General features: G+C 70.9%; 26 protein-coding genes. 3 read left to right on the top strand and 23 right to left on the bottom strand.

The genetic code is table 11. The features are described from left to right. Positions 1–12: 12 nt before the first annotated feature. Entirely contained in the window at positions 13–507 is a 495-nt protein-coding gene (locus tag DVS28_RS26290) for a hypothetical protein (protein ID WP_114594627.1), read from the bottom strand. A 143-nt stretch (positions 508–650) separates the two neighbouring features. On the opposite strand from DVS28_RS26290, the gene DVS28_RS26285 reads away from it, so the two are divergent. After that, the gene (locus DVS28_RS26285; RefSeq protein WP_164711116.1) at positions 651–1,595 is read left to right on the top strand and encodes a hypothetical protein; all 945 of its coding nucleotides are present in this window, start codon (positions 651–653) and stop codon (positions 1,593–1,595) included. 12 nt (positions 1,596–1,607) lie between these two features. Here DVS28_RS26285 and DVS28_RS28840 read toward each other — a convergent pair whose 3' ends face one another. The 7 genes from DVS28_RS28840 to DVS28_RS26250 all read right to left on the bottom strand — a co-directional run bounded on the left by DVS28_RS28840 (position 1,608) and on the right by DVS28_RS26250 (position 7,204). Next, positions 1,608–1,889: a hypothetical protein gene (locus DVS28_RS28840; protein ID WP_164711115.1), complete on the bottom strand. Its 282-nt coding sequence runs from the start codon at positions 1,887–1,889 to the stop codon at positions 1,608–1,610. Between the two features lie 37 nt (positions 1,890–1,926). Then, positions 1,927–2,493 (bottom strand): hypothetical protein, encoded by a 567-nt coding sequence (locus tag DVS28_RS26280; protein ID WP_114594625.1) that lies wholly within the window; start codon positions 2,491–2,493, stop codon positions 1,927–1,929. Positions 2,494–2,731: 238 nt separating this feature from the next. Further along, on the bottom strand, positions 2,732–4,342 hold the full coding sequence (locus DVS28_RS29820) for a J domain-containing protein (protein ID WP_245973675.1): 1,611 nt from the start codon (positions 4,340–4,342) through the stop codon (positions 2,732–2,734). A gap of 272 nt (positions 4,343–4,614) precedes the next feature. Beyond that, complete coding sequence (locus DVS28_RS26265) at positions 4,615–5,055, bottom strand: hypothetical protein (RefSeq protein ID WP_114594623.1); 441 nt, start codon at positions 5,053–5,055, stop codon at positions 4,615–4,617. Between the two features lie 154 nt (positions 5,056–5,209). Then, complete coding sequence (locus DVS28_RS26260) at positions 5,210–5,494, bottom strand: hypothetical protein (RefSeq protein WP_216826643.1); 285 nt, start codon at positions 5,492–5,494, stop codon at positions 5,210–5,212. 144 nt (positions 5,495–5,638) lie between these two features. Continuing rightward, complete coding sequence (locus DVS28_RS30085) at positions 5,639–5,773, bottom strand: hypothetical protein (RefSeq protein WP_281273565.1); 135 nt, start codon at positions 5,771–5,773, stop codon at positions 5,639–5,641. A 354-nt stretch (positions 5,774–6,127) separates the two neighbouring features. After that, entirely contained in the window at positions 6,128–7,204 is a 1,077-nt protein-coding gene (locus tag DVS28_RS26250; RefSeq protein ID WP_114594620.1) for a hypothetical protein, read from the bottom strand. Positions 7,205–7,311: 107 nt separating this feature from the next. On the opposite strand from DVS28_RS26250, the gene DVS28_RS26245 reads away from it, so the two are divergent. Beyond that, on the top strand, positions 7,312–8,226 hold the full coding sequence (locus DVS28_RS26245; protein WP_114594619.1) for a hypothetical protein: 915 nt from the start codon (positions 7,312–7,314) through the stop codon (positions 8,224–8,226). Here the strand turns inward: DVS28_RS26245 and DVS28_RS26240 are convergent. The 14 genes from DVS28_RS26240 to DVS28_RS26175 form a co-directional block, all read right to left on the bottom strand. After that, positions 8,197–8,445: a hypothetical protein gene (locus tag DVS28_RS26240; RefSeq protein WP_164711114.1), complete on the bottom strand. Its 249-nt coding sequence runs from the start codon at positions 8,443–8,445 to the stop codon at positions 8,197–8,199. The two genes, DVS28_RS26245 and DVS28_RS26240, sit on opposite strands and share 30 nt — an antisense overlap. Positions 8,446–8,568: 123 nt before the next feature. Beyond that, positions 8,569–8,790, bottom strand: coding sequence for a hypothetical protein (locus tag DVS28_RS26235; RefSeq protein WP_114594617.1), 222 nt, complete (start codon positions 8,788–8,790; stop codon positions 8,569–8,571). Further along, positions 8,787–9,020: a hypothetical protein gene (locus DVS28_RS26230; RefSeq protein ID WP_114594616.1), complete on the bottom strand. Its 234-nt coding sequence runs from the start codon at positions 9,018–9,020 to the stop codon at positions 8,787–8,789. Before DVS28_RS26230 ends, DVS28_RS26235 begins: the two co-directional genes overlap by 4 nt. 52 nt (positions 9,021–9,072) lie before the next feature. Next, on the bottom strand, positions 9,073–9,702 hold the full coding sequence (locus tag DVS28_RS26225; protein WP_114594615.1) for a hypothetical protein: 630 nt from the start codon (positions 9,700–9,702) through the stop codon (positions 9,073–9,075). After that, a complete protein-coding gene (locus tag DVS28_RS26220) occupies positions 9,699–10,208 on the bottom strand; it encodes a hypothetical protein (RefSeq protein WP_114594614.1) in 510 nt (169 codons plus the stop codon). The genes DVS28_RS26225 and DVS28_RS26220 overlap by 4 nt, the downstream gene beginning before the upstream one ends. Next, positions 10,208–10,585: a hypothetical protein gene (locus tag DVS28_RS26215; RefSeq protein WP_114594613.1), complete on the bottom strand. Its 378-nt coding sequence runs from the start codon at positions 10,583–10,585 to the stop codon at positions 10,208–10,210. The genes DVS28_RS26220 and DVS28_RS26215 overlap by 1 nt, the downstream gene beginning before the upstream one ends. 12 nt (positions 10,586–10,597) lie before the next feature. After that, positions 10,598–11,017: a hypothetical protein gene (locus DVS28_RS26210; protein ID WP_164711113.1), complete on the bottom strand. Its 420-nt coding sequence runs from the start codon at positions 11,015–11,017 to the stop codon at positions 10,598–10,600. Beyond that, on the bottom strand, positions 11,014–11,199 hold the full coding sequence (locus DVS28_RS26205) for a hypothetical protein (protein WP_114594611.1): 186 nt from the start codon (positions 11,197–11,199) through the stop codon (positions 11,014–11,016). Before DVS28_RS26205 ends, DVS28_RS26210 begins: the two co-directional genes overlap by 4 nt. A gap of 3 nt (positions 11,200–11,202) precedes the next feature. Beyond that, positions 11,203–11,805 carry a hypothetical protein gene (locus DVS28_RS26200; RefSeq protein WP_114594610.1) on the bottom strand — a complete coding sequence of 201 codons (603 nt, stop codon included), beginning with the start codon at positions 11,803–11,805 and terminating at the stop codon, positions 11,203–11,205. Next, positions 11,798–12,064, bottom strand: a complete 267-nt coding sequence (locus tag DVS28_RS26195) for a hypothetical protein (RefSeq protein ID WP_114594609.1) — start codon at positions 12,062–12,064, stop codon at positions 11,798–11,800. Before DVS28_RS26195 ends, DVS28_RS26200 begins: the two co-directional genes overlap by 8 nt. Beyond that, a complete protein-coding gene (locus DVS28_RS26190) occupies positions 12,061–12,321 on the bottom strand; it encodes a hypothetical protein (protein ID WP_114594608.1) in 261 nt (86 codons plus the stop codon). Before DVS28_RS26190 ends, DVS28_RS26195 begins: the two co-directional genes overlap by 4 nt. Before the next feature lie 85 nt (positions 12,322–12,406). Further along, positions 12,407–12,871 (bottom strand): hypothetical protein, encoded by a 465-nt coding sequence (locus DVS28_RS26185; RefSeq protein WP_114594607.1) that lies wholly within the window; start codon positions 12,869–12,871, stop codon positions 12,407–12,409. Continuing rightward, positions 12,868–13,179, bottom strand: a complete 312-nt coding sequence (locus tag DVS28_RS26180; protein ID WP_114594606.1) for a hypothetical protein — start codon at positions 13,177–13,179, stop codon at positions 12,868–12,870. Before DVS28_RS26180 ends, DVS28_RS26185 begins: the two co-directional genes overlap by 4 nt. 104 nt (positions 13,180–13,283) lie before the next feature. After that, positions 13,284–15,299 carry a cell wall-binding repeat-containing protein gene (locus DVS28_RS26175; protein WP_114594605.1) on the bottom strand — a complete coding sequence of 672 codons (2,016 nt, stop codon included), beginning with the start codon at positions 15,297–15,299 and terminating at the stop codon, positions 13,284–13,286. 269 nt (positions 15,300–15,568) lie between these two features. On the opposite strand from DVS28_RS26175, the gene DVS28_RS26170 reads away from it, so the two are divergent. Continuing rightward, the gene (locus DVS28_RS26170) at positions 15,569–17,620 is read left to right on the top strand and encodes an EAL domain-containing protein (protein ID WP_164711112.1); all 2,052 of its coding nucleotides are present in this window, start codon (positions 15,569–15,571) and stop codon (positions 17,618–17,620) included. On the opposite strand, the gene DVS28_RS26165 is transcribed toward DVS28_RS26170, so the two are convergent. Further along, positions 17,598–18,827, bottom strand: coding sequence for an ADP-ribosylglycohydrolase family protein (locus DVS28_RS26165; RefSeq protein WP_114594603.1), 1,230 nt, complete (start codon positions 18,825–18,827; stop codon positions 17,598–17,600). The genes DVS28_RS26170 and DVS28_RS26165 overlap by 23 nt on opposite strands. Positions 18,828–18,896 lie beyond the last annotated feature (69 nt).

Raw genomic sequence — 18,896 nt, 5'->3', positions numbered from 1 at the left:
GCCGGGCCCGGCTCAGGGGGTGGGTTCGCCGATGAAGTTGCCCAGGACGTGTTCGGCGGCCCGGAGCCGACGTCGGGGGACGATCACCCCGGTGTCGCTCCACACCAGCACCGGACCGTCATCGGTGACGCGCAGCACCCGGTACGGCATCCGCCTGCCGGTCATCCCGTCGGCCGTGGCGGTCAGGTGGGAGGAGACCCGGACGTCGGCGAGGCCGCCCTCGGAGGGGTCGTCGACGTGGGCGGCGACCCACACGATCCGGTCCCCGTTGACCCCGGCCGTTGCGGCCTGCACCGCAAGCGTCCAGTCGAGCTGGTCGGGGTTGCCGACCGGGAGCCGCCACGAGCGCCGGACCAGGGTCGTGACCTCCCCATCGGTTCGTTCCGCCCGGATGTGCAGGAACGCGCGGGACGGCCCGCCGGCGGTCACCGGCAGGCCACGCACGAACTCCCGGAAGTACTGGATGCCGTGGTGGGAGGCCAGGTGGTCGACGTTGATGGGGTGCATGGCTCTCCTCTCGTGCTCGGCGGGTACCCCTCCCATTCCGGACCGACCGGCAACGGGGGCGGGGAGGCCAGTGTGGATGTCGGGTGGGACGTCGGACCGGACAGATGCTGCCGAGTCGTCGCCGTCTGTGACCATGAACGGACGTGACACTTCCCGCGCCCCAGGACATCCGGCTGCTCGACACCCCCGTTGCGGGCGCCCGCTGCCGTCTTCTGTGGTACCCGACCGGGGGCAGCAAAGCCGTACAGCCACTGTCGATGGGATGGGAGTTCGACCCCGCTGATTGCGACGGATGGGCCTACGCCAGCCGTGACGCCGTGGAGTACCGCGGCGACCCGCCCGCGGACCTCCTGCCGATCACGCTGCGTATATCCGCGCACCGCCCCGAGGACCTCGAACCACTCCCCGGGTTGCAGATCCACGGGCCCGAGGGCCTGGTGGACCAGGCGGAAGAGGTCGACGCCCCAACCATCCAGACGCCGGCCATGCGGATCGGGGAACCACCGGCCCCACCCGACGGCACGGTCGCCATTGGCCTGCTCAACGTCTCCGACCATCCGATCCGCCGGGTGGGCCTCGCCGTGGAGGGGTTGGTGCTGCCCGTCACCGTGGACGACCTTCCGCCCTGGGCACCGAAGAACGTCGCGATCTCCGTACCGCGCCCCACCGTCGTCCGGGTCGTGTCGGCGTTGAACGCCAACGACGTGGAGATCCCCTCATCGCTGCTCCCCCCACCACTGCCGCTGCTCGTGACGGCTCAGGCTCCGACCGTTGCGGTGGACCCGTTCCCCGTCGTGACCGTCCGCCCCGAACCCGCCCCGGCCGGCGTCGTCGGCGGCAGGGTGACCCTGGCCGCCACCGCGAAGGCCTCCCGCCGATGCGGACCGGTCACGGTCGTGGCGTCGTTGCCGCTGCACCTGACACCGGTTGATGACCGCTGGCAGCCGGTCGCGGGCGGCGCGGTCACCCGTCTTGATCCGATGGAGCAGGGCGAGTCACGCCGGTTGGAGCTGGTGTGCCACGTCGTGTCGTCGGGTTCAGGGACCGCATCGTTTGACGTGACGCGGGACCCGACGTCCTCGACCTGACCCTTGAGGCCGTCAGGATGCCAGGTCGAGTGCCCGTTGGGTGCCCGGAGCGGCGTCGTAGCCCATCAGTGACCGGATGGTCGCCGACGCGTTCACGCGTGACGACGGCGCGGCCGCCCAAAGCCATTCATGGCAGTCACAAGGGCAGCGAAGAAGTTTGTCGGACCCGCCCCTGTTCACCACCACCGGGTCGCATTGGTCGTGCCCGTGGGTTGCGGACGGGTCGGAACAGAACCCCGACCGCATGTTCCGCAACGGGATGTCGGTCAGGTCGGCGGGCAGGTCGATGGCCACGGACGACGGTGACTCCTTCTTGGACCTGCCCACCTGCTCAACTCCTGACCGTGACACCGCAGGCGGCGACACGCAAAGCCCACTGGCTGGTCTCACCGTCGGTGGCCGTGCGGCCCAGCGCACGGGAGGTGGACGTGGCGATCTCGCCCCGGTTGGTCCACCCGCCACCGTCAGCCCCTCCGCCCATCCGGTTGAGCTTCTGCCCGTGGGCGTGGGCGGAATCGGCGATCACGGCAGCGGTCAGGAAGGCCTTGGCGCGGTTGCGTTCCCACGCGACACGTTCTTGTGTGGCCCGGTCGTCGGCGAACCCGTCGCGGCGCACACGGTGGGCGGCGCTGGTCAGGTTCAGGTGGGCATGCTGGACCAGTTCGCGGATGGTGAGGTCGGCCAGCGCATCGTCGGCCAGCCCGGTTGGGACGCTGTCCTTGCCGATCTGGCCGTCCAGTGGTGCGAGTTCGTCGAGGGTCTTGCGGCAGTCGGCGGCGGTCAGGTCGTAGTCATCGCTGACCCATTCACCATCCGTCGACCCGGACAGCACGGTGACGGCAGCGTCGAGCCGGTCGCCGATCTGGGTGGGCGACAGGCCGGCTGCGGGTTCCGTCATCGGGTCCGAGGCAGCAACCGACGTCGCGGATGCCCGCATGGTTGCGGTTGTGGTTGCGGGACGGGATCGCGCCGGATGTCCGGCTGCGCAGTGTCCGGCCATGGTCACCGGCTGGGTGCACGGGCGGCCGGTACCCGTCGCTGCTCCGCATTGGCTGTTGTTCATGCCGTTCCCATTCCACCCGCAGGTGGCGACGGCGCTACTGCCCGGGCTCGGACACCTTGACGACGGGGTTCGGTCATGACGACCGGATCGCTGCGGCCGTCGCGCGGCTGTCGGGGTGGGTGTCGAGCCGGCTGACGGCTGTGTGCACCGGTGCGGTGTGGGCGTGCCACCTGAGGGCGTTGAGCGTCATGGGCCACCGGTGGGCCGGTGCTGACATCACCGCAGCCCAGGCGGCCGCAGATGTCCCTGGCCGCAGGATGGCCCTGGCGAGCAGGAGTGCGGTGGTTGCGGTGAGGAGGGCGGCGGCGAACCGGGATGAGGTGAGCAGTGGTCCGGTGGCGGTCGGGCCGAGGCCGAACGGGAACCGTTCCGCGGCCCATCTGACTGCGGGGACCGCGGCGGCGAGCATGACGGATCGGCTGATCAGCCAGTCGGTTGGGTCGGTGCGTTTGCTGGTCGGGTGGGCGGCGTGCGCAATGTCGACCGGCGGGAGCGTGTCGGTGGGTGCTGTCGGGTTGCGGCGGACACGTGCGGCAAGGGCGAGTCCGAGGCCGGCGTAGGCGGCTTGCCATCCGGTGGGCAGCGCGGCGAACGGGTCGCTGGTCGTCAGCAGCGGGATGAACCACAGGAGCGCGAAGGCCGCGGTGGCGATGGCGAGGCCGGTGGTGGTGGCTGCCGCGATGATCCGGTCGGCTGTTCGGCCGAGCCCGGTGAAGGCCTTGCGGGGTGTGCGTGGCGCGACCGGCAAGTCGTGGGTGACGGTGCGGGACCGTCGGGTCCGGGTGGCGAGATGGTCGATGACTGCCGGGCTGGCAGGCCCTGCGGCCCGTTCGGCTGCCCATGCGGTGACGGCGTCGGCGAACAGGCCGATGGGGACGGCGGTGGTGGCAGGGTGGTGCCATCCGGTGAGGTCCATGGGGCCGGTGCCGGCGGGGGTGACGGCGATCATGCTGTTGATCGTCCACTGCTGGTCAACGGGGAGGTCTGCGAGCAGGGCGGTGTCGGCAGCGATTGTGCGTCCGGGGTCGCTGCTGCGGTTGCGGCGTCCGTCGAGGTGGGCGGTTTCGCCGTGGAGGGTGTGGGTTCCCGACGGCCAGGTGCGGTCGTGGACGAGCAGGATGCTGTCGCGATGGACAACGACGTGGTCGACGCGGCTGCGGAGTCCGCCGGCGATGACGTGGTGGAACACGAACGCGGTGGAGGGCAGCCGGTCCAGCAGCGCCTGGGCAACGGTGCTGCCCCCAGGGTTGCCGATCGAGCAGGGGTTGCCGCCGGAGGACCAGGTCTGTTGCGGATCGGGGCCGGTAGACGGGCCGATGTCGTCCCATGCGTCCTCCCAGACGTCGTCGACGGGCACGTCGTCCCATGCGTCCTGCGGGTCGCTGGTGGGCACGTCGTCCCACTGGTCGGCGTGGGGGTCCTCCCAGCCGTCGGTGCCAGTTGCCGGGTCGGGGCCGGGTGCGTCGTGCAGGGGGTGCGCGAGGGCACGGTCGTGCTCGCGCCGCAGCAACGGGTTGGACAGGACCCGGTAGGCCTCACCGATGGCCTTGAAGGTCTCCTCGTCGCCGCCGGTGTCGGGATGGGAGGTCCGTGCGGCGGACCGGTAGGCCTTCTTGATCGTGTCGGCATCGGCGTCTTGGGGCACACCGAGGACCTCGTAGAGGTTGGCGGTGGCGGCGTGCATGGCGTTCTCCGGGTCGGGGTTTCCGTTCCGGATGGTGGACCGGCGGGCCCGGTGTTCCGCGCTGCGGCGTCATGTTGGGCGGCGAAGGCCCCGGGGCCGGTCAGCCGAGCAGGACGACGGCGATGGCTCCCATGGCTGCTGCCTGGCCGTGCACGCCGGCGTCGATCACGATCAGCAGCAGACCCGCTCCGACCACGACGAATGCGGCGTGGGCGGTGGTGACGAGTCCGTGGAGGAAGCACAGGGGGGTTGAGCCGCTGCGGTGGGGGTGTTCAGCGGCCCGTTCCGGTCCAGTCGGCAATCCAGGCGGGGAGCTTGCGGGCGGCGTGGGCAACGGCGTGCTCGAGGTCGGGGTCGGCGCCGACGATCAGTGCGACGGTGATGGCGGCGGGGTGGTCGACGGGCATGGCGTCCAGACCGGCGATGGCGCGCTGGGCGAGGGTGCCGGGACGGTCGGGCGCAATGGTGGCGTCGAGCATGGCGGCCGCGCAGACGAACGCGACACGACGGGCGATGGTCGCGTCGATCGCGGCCTGGGCGAGGATGCGGCGGAGCTGCCAGACGGGGATGCCGAAGACGTGCCCGAAGACGGCTTGGTTGGACGCGACCTCCGCGAGGATGGCGGCGGCGGGGCCGAGGCTGACGGCTGAGGCGGGCGGGGCGTCGGTGACGACCACGACCCGGTCGGTGCGGACCGGGAGGGCGGTTGGCATCGGGGGTCTCCTAGCGGGGGTTCGGACTGGCGTGGTGTCCATTCCGCTTCGGGAGGGTTCGTTGCCGGGATGGTTGGGCCGACGTTGAGCGTCCGGGGTGGCGGGGTGTTGCACCGCAACGTCTCGGGCGTCGTCGCGAGACGTCCCCGGGTTCTTAGGCGGTAACGGGGTGGGGGCGGGGCCACAGGATCCCGTTGCCTTGCAGGCAGAGGACGCGGCCGGTGTCGTCGGCGTAGAGGCGGACGGCTGCGGCGGCGGCTGCCCATCGGTTGATGGTGGCGTGGTCGCCGTTGCGCATGGGGACGGCGACGGTGATGGTGTGGACCGCGCCCTGGGGGTCGGAGGTGTAGGTGCCGACCATGTCGATGACGGTGTCGGTGTCGGTGCGCTGGGCGGTGATGATCTGGCCTTCCACGCACATCGTGGGTGTTGTCCCCATGAGCATTTCTGTCCCTTCCCGAACACCTCCGTACTGCTATTTATATTAGCATTTAGGGATGTTCGGATCAAGGTGAATGTGGGCTGGGCGACAACCAAAACCGCAGTCCCCGCAAGGGTTTCCGGCGGCTCCGGCCCTGCCCGGTCACCCGGCGAGGAACCCCCGCACGACAAGGTCTCGGGTCAGGTCGGGGTGCGGGTTGGCAGCCGAGGTCGTGGCCAGCCACGCTTCGACCGTCATCGGCTCGATCAGGCCGACGAGCTGTCGCACGGTGGTCACCGGTGACCCGTCGGCATTGCGGAGGCCCGACGCGGGCGCCGGGACCCCATGACGTGCCGGTCGGCTTCGTTCGTTGGTGTCCATGCCCCTGCATGGTCGACCGTTGCGGCATCGTTCACGCGCGAACGCGTGGGCTCCGCCCAACACCACCAGCCGACCGGTCAGGCGTCGGCCAGCAACTCTGCCCGGCGTCTGACCTACGAACGGTCATGGCCTGCCGATCGCGACCGCCGCTGCGGCGCCCATCCGGCGATGTTCCTCAATAGCGTCACGGGACGTCCGCAGCCGGGACTCATCGGTACGGGTGCTGCCCGGTGGGCCTTCAACGGAACGGTGCGGGACCGTTGGAGGCGGTCATGCGGCACGCCCGCTGACGGCGGCCCGGTCGGGACGGACGCGGGACAGAACGACAACCTCGTACTCCGTCATCGTGCCCATCCCGGTGGTCGGCACCGACATGATGTCGCGGGCCGGGATGTCGGCGGTGGCCACCCGTTCGGAGCCGGGGGTGCCACCGCTGCTGAGGCTGCCGGTCGCATGCCAGTCGGCCACCCATTCCTCGGTGGTCCACGACGCCATCGGGTGGCGCCGGTAGCCCCGGCCGGTGGCGGATTCTCCGCGGTGCAGCGTGACCCATTCGATTCCCCGGTCAGCAAGCCACCGTTGGGTGTGGTCGTACTGCGCGGCGAGGAGTTCGGCGTACACCTTGTCCCGGCCGGTCAGGGCCGGGTCGGGGGTGAACCCGCGCGGGTCGCGCGCCATGGCGTCGGCGGCGATGCGTTGCATTGCGCGGGTCTGCGGGTGGCCGGTGGGGTCTACGGCCCACAACTGGACGAGCCGGTGGACCGCGTCGCGTCGGACCTGGCGGGACAGGGCACGCAGGTCCTTGGTGTCGCCGGGGTGGAACACGACCGTGCCGGGGTCGTCGGGTTCGGCCGAACCGCCGGGGTGGCGGGTCCATTCACCCCAAGCGGTGCGTGTCCAGAAGCCGGAGGTGCCGTCGCCTGGGCCGTCGGCCAGTGCGGCGGCAAGGGGGGTGTCGGCCCATGCGGCGTCGATCAGGGCGGCCGTGGGGATGCTGCGGATGGCCGCTTCGAGGGTTGCGGCGGTGTCGACCACGGCACGGCGGTCACCGTCATCGTCGTCGTAGCCGGCCGTGATCATGGCGGCCATCGCCTCGGGGCTGGTCAGCGACCCGCTGGTCCCACCCGTTGCCGGCGCGGCGGTGATGTTCGGCGGGGTGAAGGGGTCGTTGAAGGCCTGGGCCAGCAGTCCGGTGTCGTCACCGAGTTCGGCATGGCGGACGAGCTCGGCACCGATGCTGCGGGGGCACTGACGGCCACCGCAGTCGCCGCGTCTGCGCACCAGGTGGCCGCATCCACGGAACCCGCAGACGACAGCCGGCGCGGACGGTGCGGTGGCAGTTCGCATGCCCCGGTCATTCCGCTGCCGCCCCGGCGGCATGGCCAGCCCCGGGTGCGCCCGGCCGTTGTGCAACCCCAAACGGTGCAGAACGGCTATTCCGTATCCTCCTGTCCATGACGACACCGGATGGACAGCTGAGCATCGCGGAGACCGCCGAAACCCTGTGGAGCCTTTCGCTGATCTCTGCGACGGGCGAGGAGGGCGGATGGGTGCCCGTCTCCCAGGGCCCGATGGGGGGAAGCAGGTGGTCCGAGGAGTCCCGCGCCGAGCACGAACGCAAGGCACCGCAGGTCGACCGCGACACGGCGATCGCGGTGGTCCGTCACATGGTCCTTGACGGCCAACCGATCGATGTCGTCCTTGCCAACGACAGGCGCCTGATGGTCCGGCTCGGCCTGGACACCCCCGATGTCCCCGATGACCTGCCTCTCGGCCCCTACGAGCCGACACCCGCGGAGCGCCGCAGGTTCGTGCACCAGGTCGTCCGCGGTGGCCGGGCGGCCCTCGAGGGACTGCCCTTCGACGCATGGGCCTCCAGCGGATGGGTGCCAGACTCCGATATCAGCGGCGTTCTGGGCTGTGTGTTCGGTCCCTTCGTGGTCACCAAGCAACGGCAGGCATATGCCTTGCGAACCCTAGTGGCCGACGGTGAGATCGAGCGCGGCGTCAAACCATTCGCGTGGTTCGCCAACGGGCTGGTGCCGATCGCTGACGGCAACTTCACCAACCGCGCCGATGTGGTCTTCGCCGTCCCTGACGCCGCTGTGCGGTCACGGGAACTCGTTGTAGAAGCCCGACTCCAGGCCGAGGCCGACGAGAGGCGGCAGCAGGAGGAGCTCGACGCTTGGTGGGACGATACGGAGGCCCCCATGCCCGCATCAGTGCGGGAGTGGGCGATCGGGTCGCCCTCGGGCTCGATGGGCATGAGCCCGGCCCAGGGACCAACCGGGCGACCCCTGCCCCCTCTGCACTTGCGCCGCCAGCGGCCCGTTGACGGGTCAGGCGGTGCGGGCGGGGCGGCTCGGTGAGGCACCCGTCGCGGCCAAGCCCATCGCCGTGTCGGGGTCGATGCCGGCGTCTGCCCAGTCCGCAGCCTCGTCCGGAGAGTCGAACCCGGCGTCGAACCATGCGGTGGCAGCGGCGGCCGTGAACCCGGCAGCGGACCACCGGTCGGCCTCGTCGGGGTGGAACTCCACGCCATCCCAAGGGCTGGGCCTGCCGGACGGGGTCTCCCAGTGTGCGGTCATGCCTCCGCCATTCCGGGTCGAGGTGCCGTGGCACGGATGCAACCAGCCGATGGGGCGGGGCCCTCAGCAGAGAACGGAAGTGAGGGCTGCGCCCCGTGCGCGCTCATGACCAGGCCGTTCCGATCACCGGTCGATCGGGATGATCGCCGCGCCCTGCGCGACCATGGCGTGGCCATGGGCGGCCTTGTGGGTGTTGCAGATGTACAGGCGGCGGCCGGACACAAGGAGGACGAGGTGGTCGGCGAGGCGGATCGGGACGCCGCCCAGTCCGACGCCGCACGAGTCGCATCCGGCTGTGTGATCGACCTGGTCGATGGTGGCGGGTGCGGTCGGGGCGGCGGTCACTGGCTCTCCTTGGTGCGGTCGAGTCGGTCGGTGAGGATCGAGAGGGCAACACACCCCTGTCCGCTGATGGCGCAGGAGGTCAGCCGGCCCTTGACGACGTCACTGATGATGGTCGCCCGGTTGCCGTCGGGCAGGTCGAGCGTGGCCGTCTCCCGGCGGCTGGTTCCGGTCACGACGAAGCCGTGGTCGCGGATGAGCCGGTGGGCGGCCCGGTAGTTGTCGGTGCTCATGGGGTTTCCGATGATGCGGGGGTGCGCGGCGGCCGGGGTGCCCGGGTGATCGTCATGGCGTCGTGGCGGGACGGTCGACGAGGGTGATCCGGTCGTCGGTGTCGAGCAGGCGGGTGACCGCCTTGGCGAGGTCGTCGCGGTGCTGCTGCTTGACGGAGAAGGTCACTTCGACGGCGTCTGCGGTGAAGTCGGCGTACTGGGTCTTGGCCCAGAACACCGCGTCGGCGTAGGCGTCGAACCAGTCGGGGAGGCCATCGAGGATCGCGGTGGACTCGGGTGCGCCGATGGCCCGGTTGCCACTGGTCGGCGACAGGTGCACGTGGGTGTTGACCCAGTCGGCACGCGCCACGACCTCGTCGACGAGCGCAGGTTCGGGAGCGTCGAGACGCACCGTGTCGGACGGGTCGGGTGCAACGATGGTCCGGGATGGCTCGGGCGGATGGTTGACGTAGGGGACGATGAGGATGTGCTCGGTGCGGTCGGGACGGTCCGGGACCGGCCGCTGGAAGCCCGCACCGTTGTCCTCCCACCCGTCGTTGAGCAGGGCCGTGATGCGGTCGCCGGGTGGCGGCGGGGTCGGGTACAGCAGGTTCGGGATGGCGACGGTGACGAACGACCGGGTGCCCCAGAACGTCTCGTGGCTGTTGGACAGGCGGTCCGCGATGTCGGAGGCGACGGTCATCGGACGTCGGCCCCCACAAGCGGGTGAGTGCCTTTGTGGGCCTGCCAGCGCTCCCCTGTGCTGCCGTCACCCTCGATGAGGTCAAGGAGGGCATCCAAGTCCATCGGGGGGCGGTCGGGGTCGTTGAAGTACGGCCACATGCCGGACCGGTGTGAGGCGCGCTTGAAGCACCAACCGCCGTCCTTCCGCTTGGCCAGCACGATGGTGTTGACGGTCGTGTCGACGTCCAACGGACGCTGGTCGCGGATGCGGTCGGGGTTGGCGAACAGCTCGTTGCGGCGGTGGTCCAGGTACCGGCCGATCGTGACGAGCTCGTCGTCGTCGGGTTCGATGATCGGCCGGTAGTCACGGTCGGGGTCGGGGACGACGACGGCGACGAGGTAGGCCCAGTCGAGGTGCCATTCGTTGGTCGTGGTGGGGAGCCGCAACGTCTGGTACGGCTCGGGGAGGGCGTCGCGGACGGCCGCGAGGGCATCGGCCTCACGGTCGGAGAGCATGTTGAGCATCAGGCCCCTCCGGTCGCGCGGTGGTCGCCGGTGACGACGGCCTGGTCGCGCAGCGCCCACAACGGCAAATTCATCAACGCGTCGTAGGCGGCAACGGCCAAGTCCTTGGCATCAGTGATCGTGTCGGCGGTGCCATCCCAGTCGCGACCGAACGCGTTCAGGGTGGATCGCCGGCCCTGCGGGTCGACGGACACGATCGCCCAGCCGGTCCCTCCGTTGTCGCTGTCGAAGACCACGAGGTCCAAGGTGGAGGTGGCCGGCAGCCACGGGTGCCGGCCGAGCGGTGCCTGCTCCCCGGTCCCGTCGGCGGTGGGCTGCCAGGTGATGGTCGGGGCGCCGGAGGGCGCGGCTGCGGGTGGCATGGCGATGGTGGTCATGGGGGGTGGTCCTCAGCCGAAGGTGATGGCGGTGATGCCGTGGGGGGCGAGTCCCTTGAGGATCGCGGCCTCGAGTTCGCTGGCGGTCGGGACGGTGTCCTTGGTGCCCTTGCGGTCGAGCAGTTCGACGTAGTACCGCTCCCCCACCTCGATGGTGTCCTGGCCGTCGCGGTACTCGGTGAACATCGAACCGGGCCCGACGCGGGCGAGGAACGGGTTGAGCCACGGGCAGGCGTCGATGGTGACCTCGTAGCGGTGCCCCCATGCCTTGCGGTACGGCAGCGGGGTTGCGGTGAAGGTGGTGTGGCCCTCAAAGACGTTGGCGGCACCGTTGGGTTCGCCGCCCTCGTGGTCCATGACGCGGATCCAGAAGGGGCCGTTGTCGACCAGGTCCAGGCCGGGCGGGTGTGGATGCATCGGGGCGCGTTTCACGGGGTCTCCTGTGCGGTGAGTCGTTCGGTGGCGGCCGGGGCGGCGAGCACGACGTCGTTGGTCTCGATGGCCGCATGGCCGCGGTCGGTGGGTCCGGTTCTGGGGCAGCGGTTGCCGTGGGTGCCGGATCGGTCGGTGGCACCGGCGAAGAACACCCCGGTGCTGTTGGGCGCAGTCGGCATCGGCTACTCCTCCCCGAGTGCAACGGCGACCTGGGCTGCGGTGAGTTCGAGGCGGACCGAGCCGTCGCGCAGGACGGTGACGCGGGGCGGCTGGTCCAACCCGACGGCGGTGGCGACGGTGCGGGCGAGGGTGGCCGCGCGTTCGCGTGCGTCCCGGTCGCGCCGGTCGGCGGTCCGCTTGGCCGCTATGGCGTCGGTCAGCACCTCCGGGGTGGTGATGAGGGTGCCGTTGTTGTGGCGTGGACGGCCCGCGTTGTCGCCGTAGGCGTCCACGGGGCCGTCGGGCAGTCCGGGCGGCGGGTGGGCCTTGGTGGCCACGATCAACGCACCGTCGTCGGCGAGTCGCTTGACGGCCCGGTCGACGCGTCCGTTGAGTCGGTCCCGGTCGGTCTGGGGGAACCCCCGCCCGCCGACGTATCCGGTGACGCCGAAGGCCTTGGCGGCGGCCCACTTGACGCCGTCCTTGTCGACCCACCCGCCGCGGCCGTGCAGGGTCTCCGGGTCGCCGGCCTCGGTGGTGACGTAGTCGACGATCCAGTCGCGCAGGTCGGCTGCGGACAGGTCGGTGTGGGCCTGGGTCGCGTCGGTCGCGGTGGTGTCAGGCATCGTCTGCTCCTGCGGGTGCGAGGTGGCCGAGGATCTGGTCGGCGTTGACGGCGAGTTCGGTGAGGTTGCCGAGGACGAGGGACGGGAGCAGGTTGGCGGTCTTGTTGACCAGCTCGATGATCTGCGGGGTGACGGGACGGGTGGGGTCGATGCCCCGGTCGAAGGCGTCGGCGAGGTCGCGGAGCATCCGGGCGTTGGAGGCCATGATCTCGTTGGGGGTGCCGGTGGCGACCTTGGTGGCGAGTTCGTCGGCGGTCACAGGGTCGCCATCCAGTCGGTGGGGATGGTGTTGGGGACGGCGGCGGCGAGCAGGATGATCGGGGTGCCGGCCTGTAGTGACGGGCCGGTGGTGTGGAGGTTGCCGTCGGCGTCGGTGCCGGTGGCGACCTGCCGTTGCCCCCTGTAGACGATGGTGTCGCCGGGGGCCGCGTTGGCGGTGGTCGCCGGCAGTCGCAGGAGCGTGTCGGTGCCGCCGATGGCGTAGGTCCCCGCGATGGGGGTGGCGTTGAGGTGCATGTCCCGTCCCTTCCCGAACCGGATCGCTGTCGTTGTGCTATGGATCTTAGCACTAAGGTTCTTGGGGGTCAAGTGGATGGGGTCGTCATCCGCCGATCAGCGGGGCGAGGAGCTCGCGGGCGGCACCGATCCGTGCCCGAGCCGACAGCAGCGCCGACGCCTTGTCGTGGTCGTCCATGCCCGACCGGCCGCGCAGGTGCCCGGCTGCGGCGCGCAGGTGGATGGCCGCCCGTTCCAGCGGCGGACCGGGCCCGCCGGCCATGCACTCCACGGTCCCGTCCGGTGGGTAGTGGGCCGCCGCCGCGCCCAGGGCATGGTCGGCGTCATCGGCGGCGTGCAAGGTCGCGAGGACGGCGTCCTCATTGCCACCGGACAGCGCGTCGATGGCCTCGTTCAGGCGGTTCCTGGCCTCGATGCGTCCCTGTCGTCCCGCCGACGTCGACATCGGGTCGGAACCGGCCGCCGCTGCGGCGTGCGGTGCGGCCACCGGCGGTTGCGTGGCCGCCGGGACCTTCTTGTGCTGGTTGCTGCCGACCGCCCATGTGCTCATGGATGGCCCATTCCGGCCTCAGGCGGCGGGGCGGTGTCGGGACACAGGACGAGCTGGGCCCGCAGTGCCGCGACGCGAGCACGTCCGTACACCGCGGGGCCCGCCTTGCCAGGGAGGCGGCGGCGGCGGACGTCCTCGAGTTCGAGGTGCGCCTCGGCGAGATCGGCGATCGTGAACGACCCCTCGAGCAGTCGGGCGGTGGCGGGGACCGCAAGCCCGACGCTGCGTGCTTCGGCCACGACGCCGATGACCTCGGCGACCTCCGGTGGGGTCATGCGGAGCGGGCGCTCGGTCGTGGCGTTGTTCATGCCCCTGATCGTCGTCGACGCCACCGACGCGTCCAGTCTGCCCGGGTGGCCCGGTCCCCGACGGGTGGCCTGGAAGCCGTCGGGGCCGGACCGTCCTGCGGTGGTCAGGTGCGTGCTGCCACCTGTGCCCCGATGACCTCGGCGAGCCGGTCGGCCTGTTCGGCGGTGAACGGGCCGACGGCGTCGACGGCGCCGGTGGCGGAACGGATCGATACGGCGGTGGCGTCGGGCAGCGCGTCGGGTGAGGTGAGGAGCACGGGTGCCTTGCGGTCGGCCGACAGGCCCGCGACGACCATCCCGGTGGCCCACGCCTGCTCGGTCCAGCCATCGATCACGTACCGGTCGCCGCTGGGCTGCCCCCACAGGTCGTCCTGCACGGCTGTCGCGGTGGCCGACCGGTCCGGTCCGGCGTGCCGCTCCACGGCGACGCCGAGGGCGGCGAGGGCGTCGCTGACGGAGTCGGGCACGGCCGAGGGGCCGCCGAGGACACGGACCGTGGTGACGTCGAACCGGTCGATGTGGTTGGCCACGGCCTCGGGGAGGCTGGCTCCGACGAGCAGTACCGGTGAGCGGCTGTGCGCCGCGTAGCCGCCTGCGGCGACGGAGTCGGCCCACCCGGTGGCACCGTCGCCGTAGGCACGGGCGATCAAGGGGACGGTCGGGGCGGGACGGGACGCGGCGACGGCGGCGGCGATCGCGGCGGCGGTGCCGATCCGGTCCGCCCCGGCGAGGCGGATCACGTCGTGACGGCCGGGGTCGGGGGTGACCGCGACCGCGGCGGTGCCGCCGAGGACGTACACGGTGCCGCCGTCGGGCATGAGCCGGTCGATCTCCGACTCCGTGGCGGGGTCCAGCCGGTCGGGGGTGGTGAACAGCAGTGGGCCGTCGCCGAGCAGGCTCGTTCCGGCGAGCGCATCGGCGAAGGACCGGGTGGAGGCGAGCACGACGTGGGCGGGGCGTCGGCCGTCGGGGTAACGGGAGCGCGAGACGTCGATGGCGTGGCCGACCGGGTCGGTGGCGAGGATCACGTTCACGGTGCCGGACGGGATCGGATCGGTGCCCGGTGTCCCGCCGACGAACCCGCTGCTGGTTGTGCGTCCGGTGGCGTCGCCCGTGACGGTGAAGCCGTTGCTGGTGACGGTGACGGTGACGGTGCCGTCGAGGTCGGTGCCCTCGGGAGCGTCGGTGGTGCCGTCGTTGAGGGTCTGCCACCAGTCGGCACCGGCGGCGTCGTAGCGTCCCCTGACGGCGGGGTGGACGTGGCCGAACCCGTCGGGGCCGGACTGCACGACGGCGACGGGCACGGCCGTGGGGTTGGTGGCCGTGGTACGGCGGACGAGGCCGTCGACCCACTGCCGGTTGCTGCTGAACCAGCCGCCCCGGTCGTTGACGGTGACGACGTCGACGGGGCCTGGTGTGGTGAGGAGGCCGGTGGTGGCGATGGTGTTGGACGCGGGGGTTTCCACGTCGGCCCGGTCGGGTGTGTCGGTCCCGGCGATGTCGCCGCACGTGGCCGCGCGGAACCCGGTGGCTGACTCGATGAGCAGGCACAGGCCCCGGTCGTCGGGGGTGGTCACCGGTGTGCCGTCGGCGGCTGTCCCGTCGTGGCCGGCCGACACGACGGTGATGGCGACCGTCGCGTCGCACATGGCGATGGTGTCGCCGATGTCGACGATGCGGTGAGCGGCGTTGCGGGAGGCGGTCCAGTAGTCCGCGTAGGCGGCCGTGGTGCCGTCTTCGGGCGAGAGGAACCCGTCGACGTGGCTGCCGATCGTGATGGTGCCGTCGGCGATCAGTGTTGCGGCGTCGCCGGTGTGGTCGAGGCCGCTGTTGCCGATGACCATGTGGTCGAGGTGGGTGTCGCCGGTGTTGACCAGGTGTTGGCGGATCGCGTCGGCGGTTCCGCTGCCCGCGCCGACGAGGGTCTGCTCGCCGCAGGACGCCCGGTAGACCGCAGCGTCGGCGGCTCCGCCGGACAAGTAGGTGATGGTCAGGTCGGACTCGTTGGCCGACGCCGACGCCGGCGCGGCTGTGGCGAGCGTGGCGGTGAGGACGGTTGCGAGCAGCGCGAGGGATGCCGTTGCCGCCATGAGGGGTGGGTGGACGAGGGGTCGGGTCATGGTGCGTGTCCTGTCGACGGGTGATGGGCGCACACGTCCCGCCCGGATCCCGCGCGACCGGGACGATTCAGACGGGGCGGTTCGGCTTTGGTTGCGACCGCCGAACCAAGTGTGCTAATTATCGTAGCGATTGTGTTGCGTTGGGCGCAATCCAATATGGGGATATCCTGCATCGAACACATGTTCGATACAAGGGGAATCGTAGGCCTGCGGTGTGACACCGGACGGGGCTGTGTCGCGCCGTCGTCGGCATGAGGCAGGCTGGTGCAATGAGCGATTCGCGCGGCGACAGGAGGGGCCGGTTCGTCGCGGTCGCCGCACGGCTGACGGGACTGCCGCAACGTCCGACCACCCCGACCTTCGCCGTCATCGTCGCGGTGGCGATGATCGCTGCCGCTGCGCTCGCCGTCCCGGCTGCCATCAGGCTTCCCGAGGCGACAGGACCGATCGTCGGCCCCCTGCTCCTGCTGTTCCTCGGGGCGGCTCTCGATGCCTTCCCCGTCCGGCAGCGCGACACGATGTACTCGCTGTCCAGCGCGGGCTATGTAACCGCCACCATGCTCAACCCGACGGTCGGACTGGCACTCATCGGGATCATCGGTGGGACCGGGCAACTGATCGGCGCAATCGCCAACCCGCACCCGAGCGTCCCGCTGACCAGGCGCGTGGGGACCCTGCGGACCCTCGTCAACGCCGCCGTCACCATCGTTCAGGCCGGCCTGGGCGGAATCGTCGCCGCCATGATCGCCGCCCGGACCGGAGCACCCTTCGTCGGACTCGTCCTTGGCGTGGTCCTTGCCGACCTCCTGGGCGGCCTCGTGTCCTCCACGATCAGCAGGGCGGCCACCGGGAAACGCACCCGCTTCACCGAACTGTCCGGCAACATCCCAGCGCTCGGCATCCTCACCTCGGCCAGCACCGGTGCCCTGCTCTTGGCCGTGGCCATGACCCACCCCACCGTGCTCCCCGCAGCGCTACCGGCCATCATCGCGCTGTCGTTCGTCACCGCACGCGCCAACGACTACTCCCGTGCGGTCGCCACCGACGCGACGACCAGACTGCGGTCCCGCAACGGATTCATCGCCGAGACCTCCGAGCTCGACCACCCCGACGCCACCACCATGGTCGTGCGACTCCACGGGCTCGACGGATGCCGCGAAGCCCTCGGGGACGGGTTCGCCGACGCCGTCCTGCAAGAAGTCGCCGGGGTATTCGAGACGCTCAACCCGTCGATGTTCACCGGACGAGTGGCGCCCGACATCCTGGCCACCATCTGTCTGGCCGACCCCAGGCTCCATGCCGTGCGGATGCGCGAGGAACTCACGCGCCGGTGGACGGTGATGGGCATCCCCGTGGTGCTGCAGGCCGAGATCGGCGTCGCCGCCCCCCACCCCGACGACACGCGGAGCGACCGCGGGGACCGGCTGGTCCGGGCCGAAGCCGCACTGGGGGCGGGACCCGGCGCCATCACGATCAACGCCGAACCCAACGCCACCGACGCCGAAGCGCTCGCCAGGACCACCAGGCTGTTCGACGCGATCCGCTCCGGCGGCATCGACGCGTACTACCAACCCATTGTGGAGGCCTTCACCGGCCGGGTGGTTGCCGTGGAGGCACTCGCTCGGTGGTACGACCGTGACGAGCTGGTTACCCCCGGCAAGCTCCTGCCGCTCGTGCGACGCATGGGGATGGATTCCGCCCTGACCGCAGCCATGGTCGACCGGGTCATGGCCGACCTCGCCCTGTGGGCCCGGGACGGGCTCATCCTGTCGGCCAACATCAACGTGGCACCCTCCGATCTCACCCAACCCGACCTTGAGCAGTCACTCGTCGCCGCGTCGGCCCGTCACGAGGTCCCGCTGTCGCGGATCGTCATCGAGATGACTGAGGAGTCGGCCATCCTCGACCCGGTCACCACAACCAAGACGTTGGAGCGGCTCCGGGAGTTTGGGTGCCGGTCCGCGGTGGACGACTTCGGCACCGGCCAGTCCTCCCTCGCCCGCATCACCCGGTTCCCCTTCGACACCATCAAGCTCGACCGGGCGCTCGTCACCAACGTCCACACCGACCGACCCGCCCGTGTCGTCCTCACCCACCTCGTCAGACTCGCCCATGACCTGGGCCTGTCGGTCACCGCAGAAGGTGTCGAGCACGACGGCGAACGAGAGGCCCTGCGCCTCCTCGGCGTCGACATGCTGCAAGGCTTCGGCATCGCCCGCCCCGCTCCTCCCGACCGGATCTCCGGCCTCGTCGCCGAACTCGGCCAGTTCCCCACCGACGCAGCCGCCGCCCACGGCCCTACGGGACGAACGGGTCCCTGATCGCCGCGCGCGCCGCGACCCTTCTCGGAGTGCCCCGTGAAGGGCCACCGATACTCCCGTGGTGGGGGCATGTGCCGTTGGCGATCCGCTGCTGGCACCTCCCCCCCGCCCTGGTCGCGGCACCGCACCGACGCGACGCATCCGCCCCGTAGGGACCGCCTGCCGACCCCACCCCGCCCCGATCCCCGCGACCAGGCCGGTCCACCCGGTCCCGTCGGCGCAAGGCCCTGCCCTCCCGCTCTCGGCGGTCGGCGAACACCGCAGCGGCATCGACCATCTCGTCGTGGTGCCAGATCGTGTCCAACCATCGCTCGGGCAGCGCCGACATGCCATCACGGGCACCGATCAACCCGCCGGCGATCGCGCCGTTGGTGTCGGCGTCACCGCCGGCGTTGGCCACCTCGATCAACGCCTGCTCACCATCGGGCTGCAGCCCCGCCCACACTGCCGTGCGGAGGCTGCCGAGCACCCATCCCTGCTTCTGGCCGTACTCCACCGGCGGTGGCCCGTCGGGACCTGCCGACAACACATCGAAGACCGCGTCGCGGACCTCGATGGCGATGCGCGGGTCAGAAACGGCATCGCGGACGGCGTCCTCGAAGTCCGCGCCGTCAACGAGGGCGGCAACCACGTCGTTGTAGACGATGCAGCTGTCCCGGCACACCGGCAAGCCGTGCGTGATTCCGCCCACCATGTCGGTGACGACCCGCCGTCGGGCGGGGTCGGCGATCAACGCACCAGTGGGGATGCACCGCATCAACGACCCGTTGGCTGCGCTGTGCTCGTGGGTGGCCCCCGTCTGACCGAGCGGGACGCCGTTCCTCACCGCACCAAGCGTCTTGCGGGTGGTCCCGCCGATGTCGCGCGGACCGGACTCCATCCACGCGACCATCCGATCAGCGGCGTCACGCACCATCGCATCGTCATCATCGGGATGGGCCAGGTGGGCCCGCATCACCGCAAGGGTGAGGTCGGTGTCGTCGGTCGGCTGGCCAGCTTCCCACCGGAACGTCCCGCCGCCGACGATGTCGCGGGTCTGCTCCCCGGTGTTCGGCCCGGACGCGAACTCATGGGTCGCCCCCAGGCTGTCACCGACATGGACGCCGAGCAATGCTCCGGCGATCCGGTCGCGTCGGTCGCGTGCCCGTGCGCGGGATGGGCGGACGGTGTCGGTGATCCGACCGAACAGGCTTCGTTGGGTGCTCATGGGCGGGTCATTCCAGAAGATCGTTCAGGCGGGTGCACGCCGGGGACGACGGGCAACGTTCGTCCATTC

This window comes from Euzebya pacifica (assembly GCF_003344865.1).
In the GTDB taxonomy this organism is placed as follows: Bacteria; Actinomycetota; Nitriliruptoria; order Euzebyales; family Euzebyaceae; genus Euzebya; species Euzebya pacifica.
This window is presented reverse-complemented; position numbering and strand designations above follow the sequence as displayed.

Coding starts and splice junctions, on each gene's coding strand:
- DVS28_RS26165 (WP_114594603.1), bottom strand. CDS start 18,827: ATGAGCACCCAACGAAGCCTGTTCGGTCGGATCACCGACACCGTCCGC.
- DVS28_RS26205 (WP_114594611.1), bottom strand. CDS start 11,199: ATGCCGACTGCGCCCAACAGCACCGGGGTGTTCTTCGCCGGTGCCACC.
- DVS28_RS26225 (WP_114594615.1), bottom strand. CDS start 9,702: ATGACCGTCGCCTCCGACATCGCGGACCGCCTGTCCAACAGCCACGAG.
- DVS28_RS26265 (WP_114594623.1), bottom strand. CDS start 5,055: ATGCCAACCGCCCTCCCGGTCCGCACCGACCGGGTCGTGGTCGTCACC.
- DVS28_RS26190 (WP_114594608.1), bottom strand. CDS start 12,321: ATGCACCTCAACGCCACCCCCATCGCGGGGACCTACGCCATCGGCGGC.
- DVS28_RS26185 (WP_114594607.1), bottom strand. CDS start 12,871: ATGAGCACATGGGCGGTCGGCAGCAACCAGCACAAGAAGGTCCCGGCG.
- DVS28_RS26215 (WP_114594613.1), bottom strand. CDS start 10,585: ATGACCACCATCGCCATGCCACCCGCAGCCGCGCCCTCCGGCGCCCCG.
- DVS28_RS26260 (WP_216826643.1), bottom strand. CDS start 5,494: ATGGGGACAACACCCACGATGTGCGTGGAAGGCCAGATCATCACCGCC.
- DVS28_RS26280 (WP_114594625.1), bottom strand. CDS start 2,493: ATGACGGAACCCGCAGCCGGCCTGTCGCCCACCCAGATCGGCGACCGG.
- DVS28_RS26290 (WP_114594627.1), bottom strand. CDS start 507: ATGCACCCCATCAACGTCGACCACCTGGCCTCCCACCACGGCATCCAG.
- DVS28_RS26240 (WP_164711114.1), bottom strand. CDS start 8,445: ATGACCGCACACTGGGAGACCCCGTCCGGCAGGCCCAGCCCTTGGGAT.
- DVS28_RS26220 (WP_114594614.1), bottom strand. CDS start 10,208: ATGCTCAACATGCTCTCCGACCGTGAGGCCGATGCCCTCGCGGCCGTC.
- DVS28_RS26175 (WP_114594605.1), bottom strand. CDS start 15,299: ATGACCCGACCCCTCGTCCACCCACCCCTCATGGCGGCAACGGCATCC.
- DVS28_RS26245 (WP_114594619.1), top strand. CDS start 7,312: ATGACGACACCGGATGGACAGCTGAGCATCGCGGAGACCGCCGAAACC.
- DVS28_RS26230 (WP_114594616.1), bottom strand. CDS start 9,020: ATGAGCACCGACAACTACCGGGCCGCCCACCGGCTCATCCGCGACCAC.
- DVS28_RS26170 (WP_164711112.1), top strand. CDS start 15,569: ATGAGCGATTCGCGCGGCGACAGGAGGGGCCGGTTCGTCGCGGTCGCC.
- DVS28_RS26180 (WP_114594606.1), bottom strand. CDS start 13,179: ATGAACAACGCCACGACCGAGCGCCCGCTCCGCATGACCCCACCGGAG.
- DVS28_RS26200 (WP_114594610.1), bottom strand. CDS start 11,805: ATGCCTGACACCACCGCGACCGACGCGACCCAGGCCCACACCGACCTG.
- DVS28_RS26250 (WP_114594620.1), bottom strand. CDS start 7,204: ATGCGAACTGCCACCGCACCGTCCGCGCCGGCTGTCGTCTGCGGGTTC.
- DVS28_RS29820 (WP_245973675.1), bottom strand. CDS start 4,342: ATGCACGCCGCCACCGCCAACCTCTACGAGGTCCTCGGTGTGCCCCAA.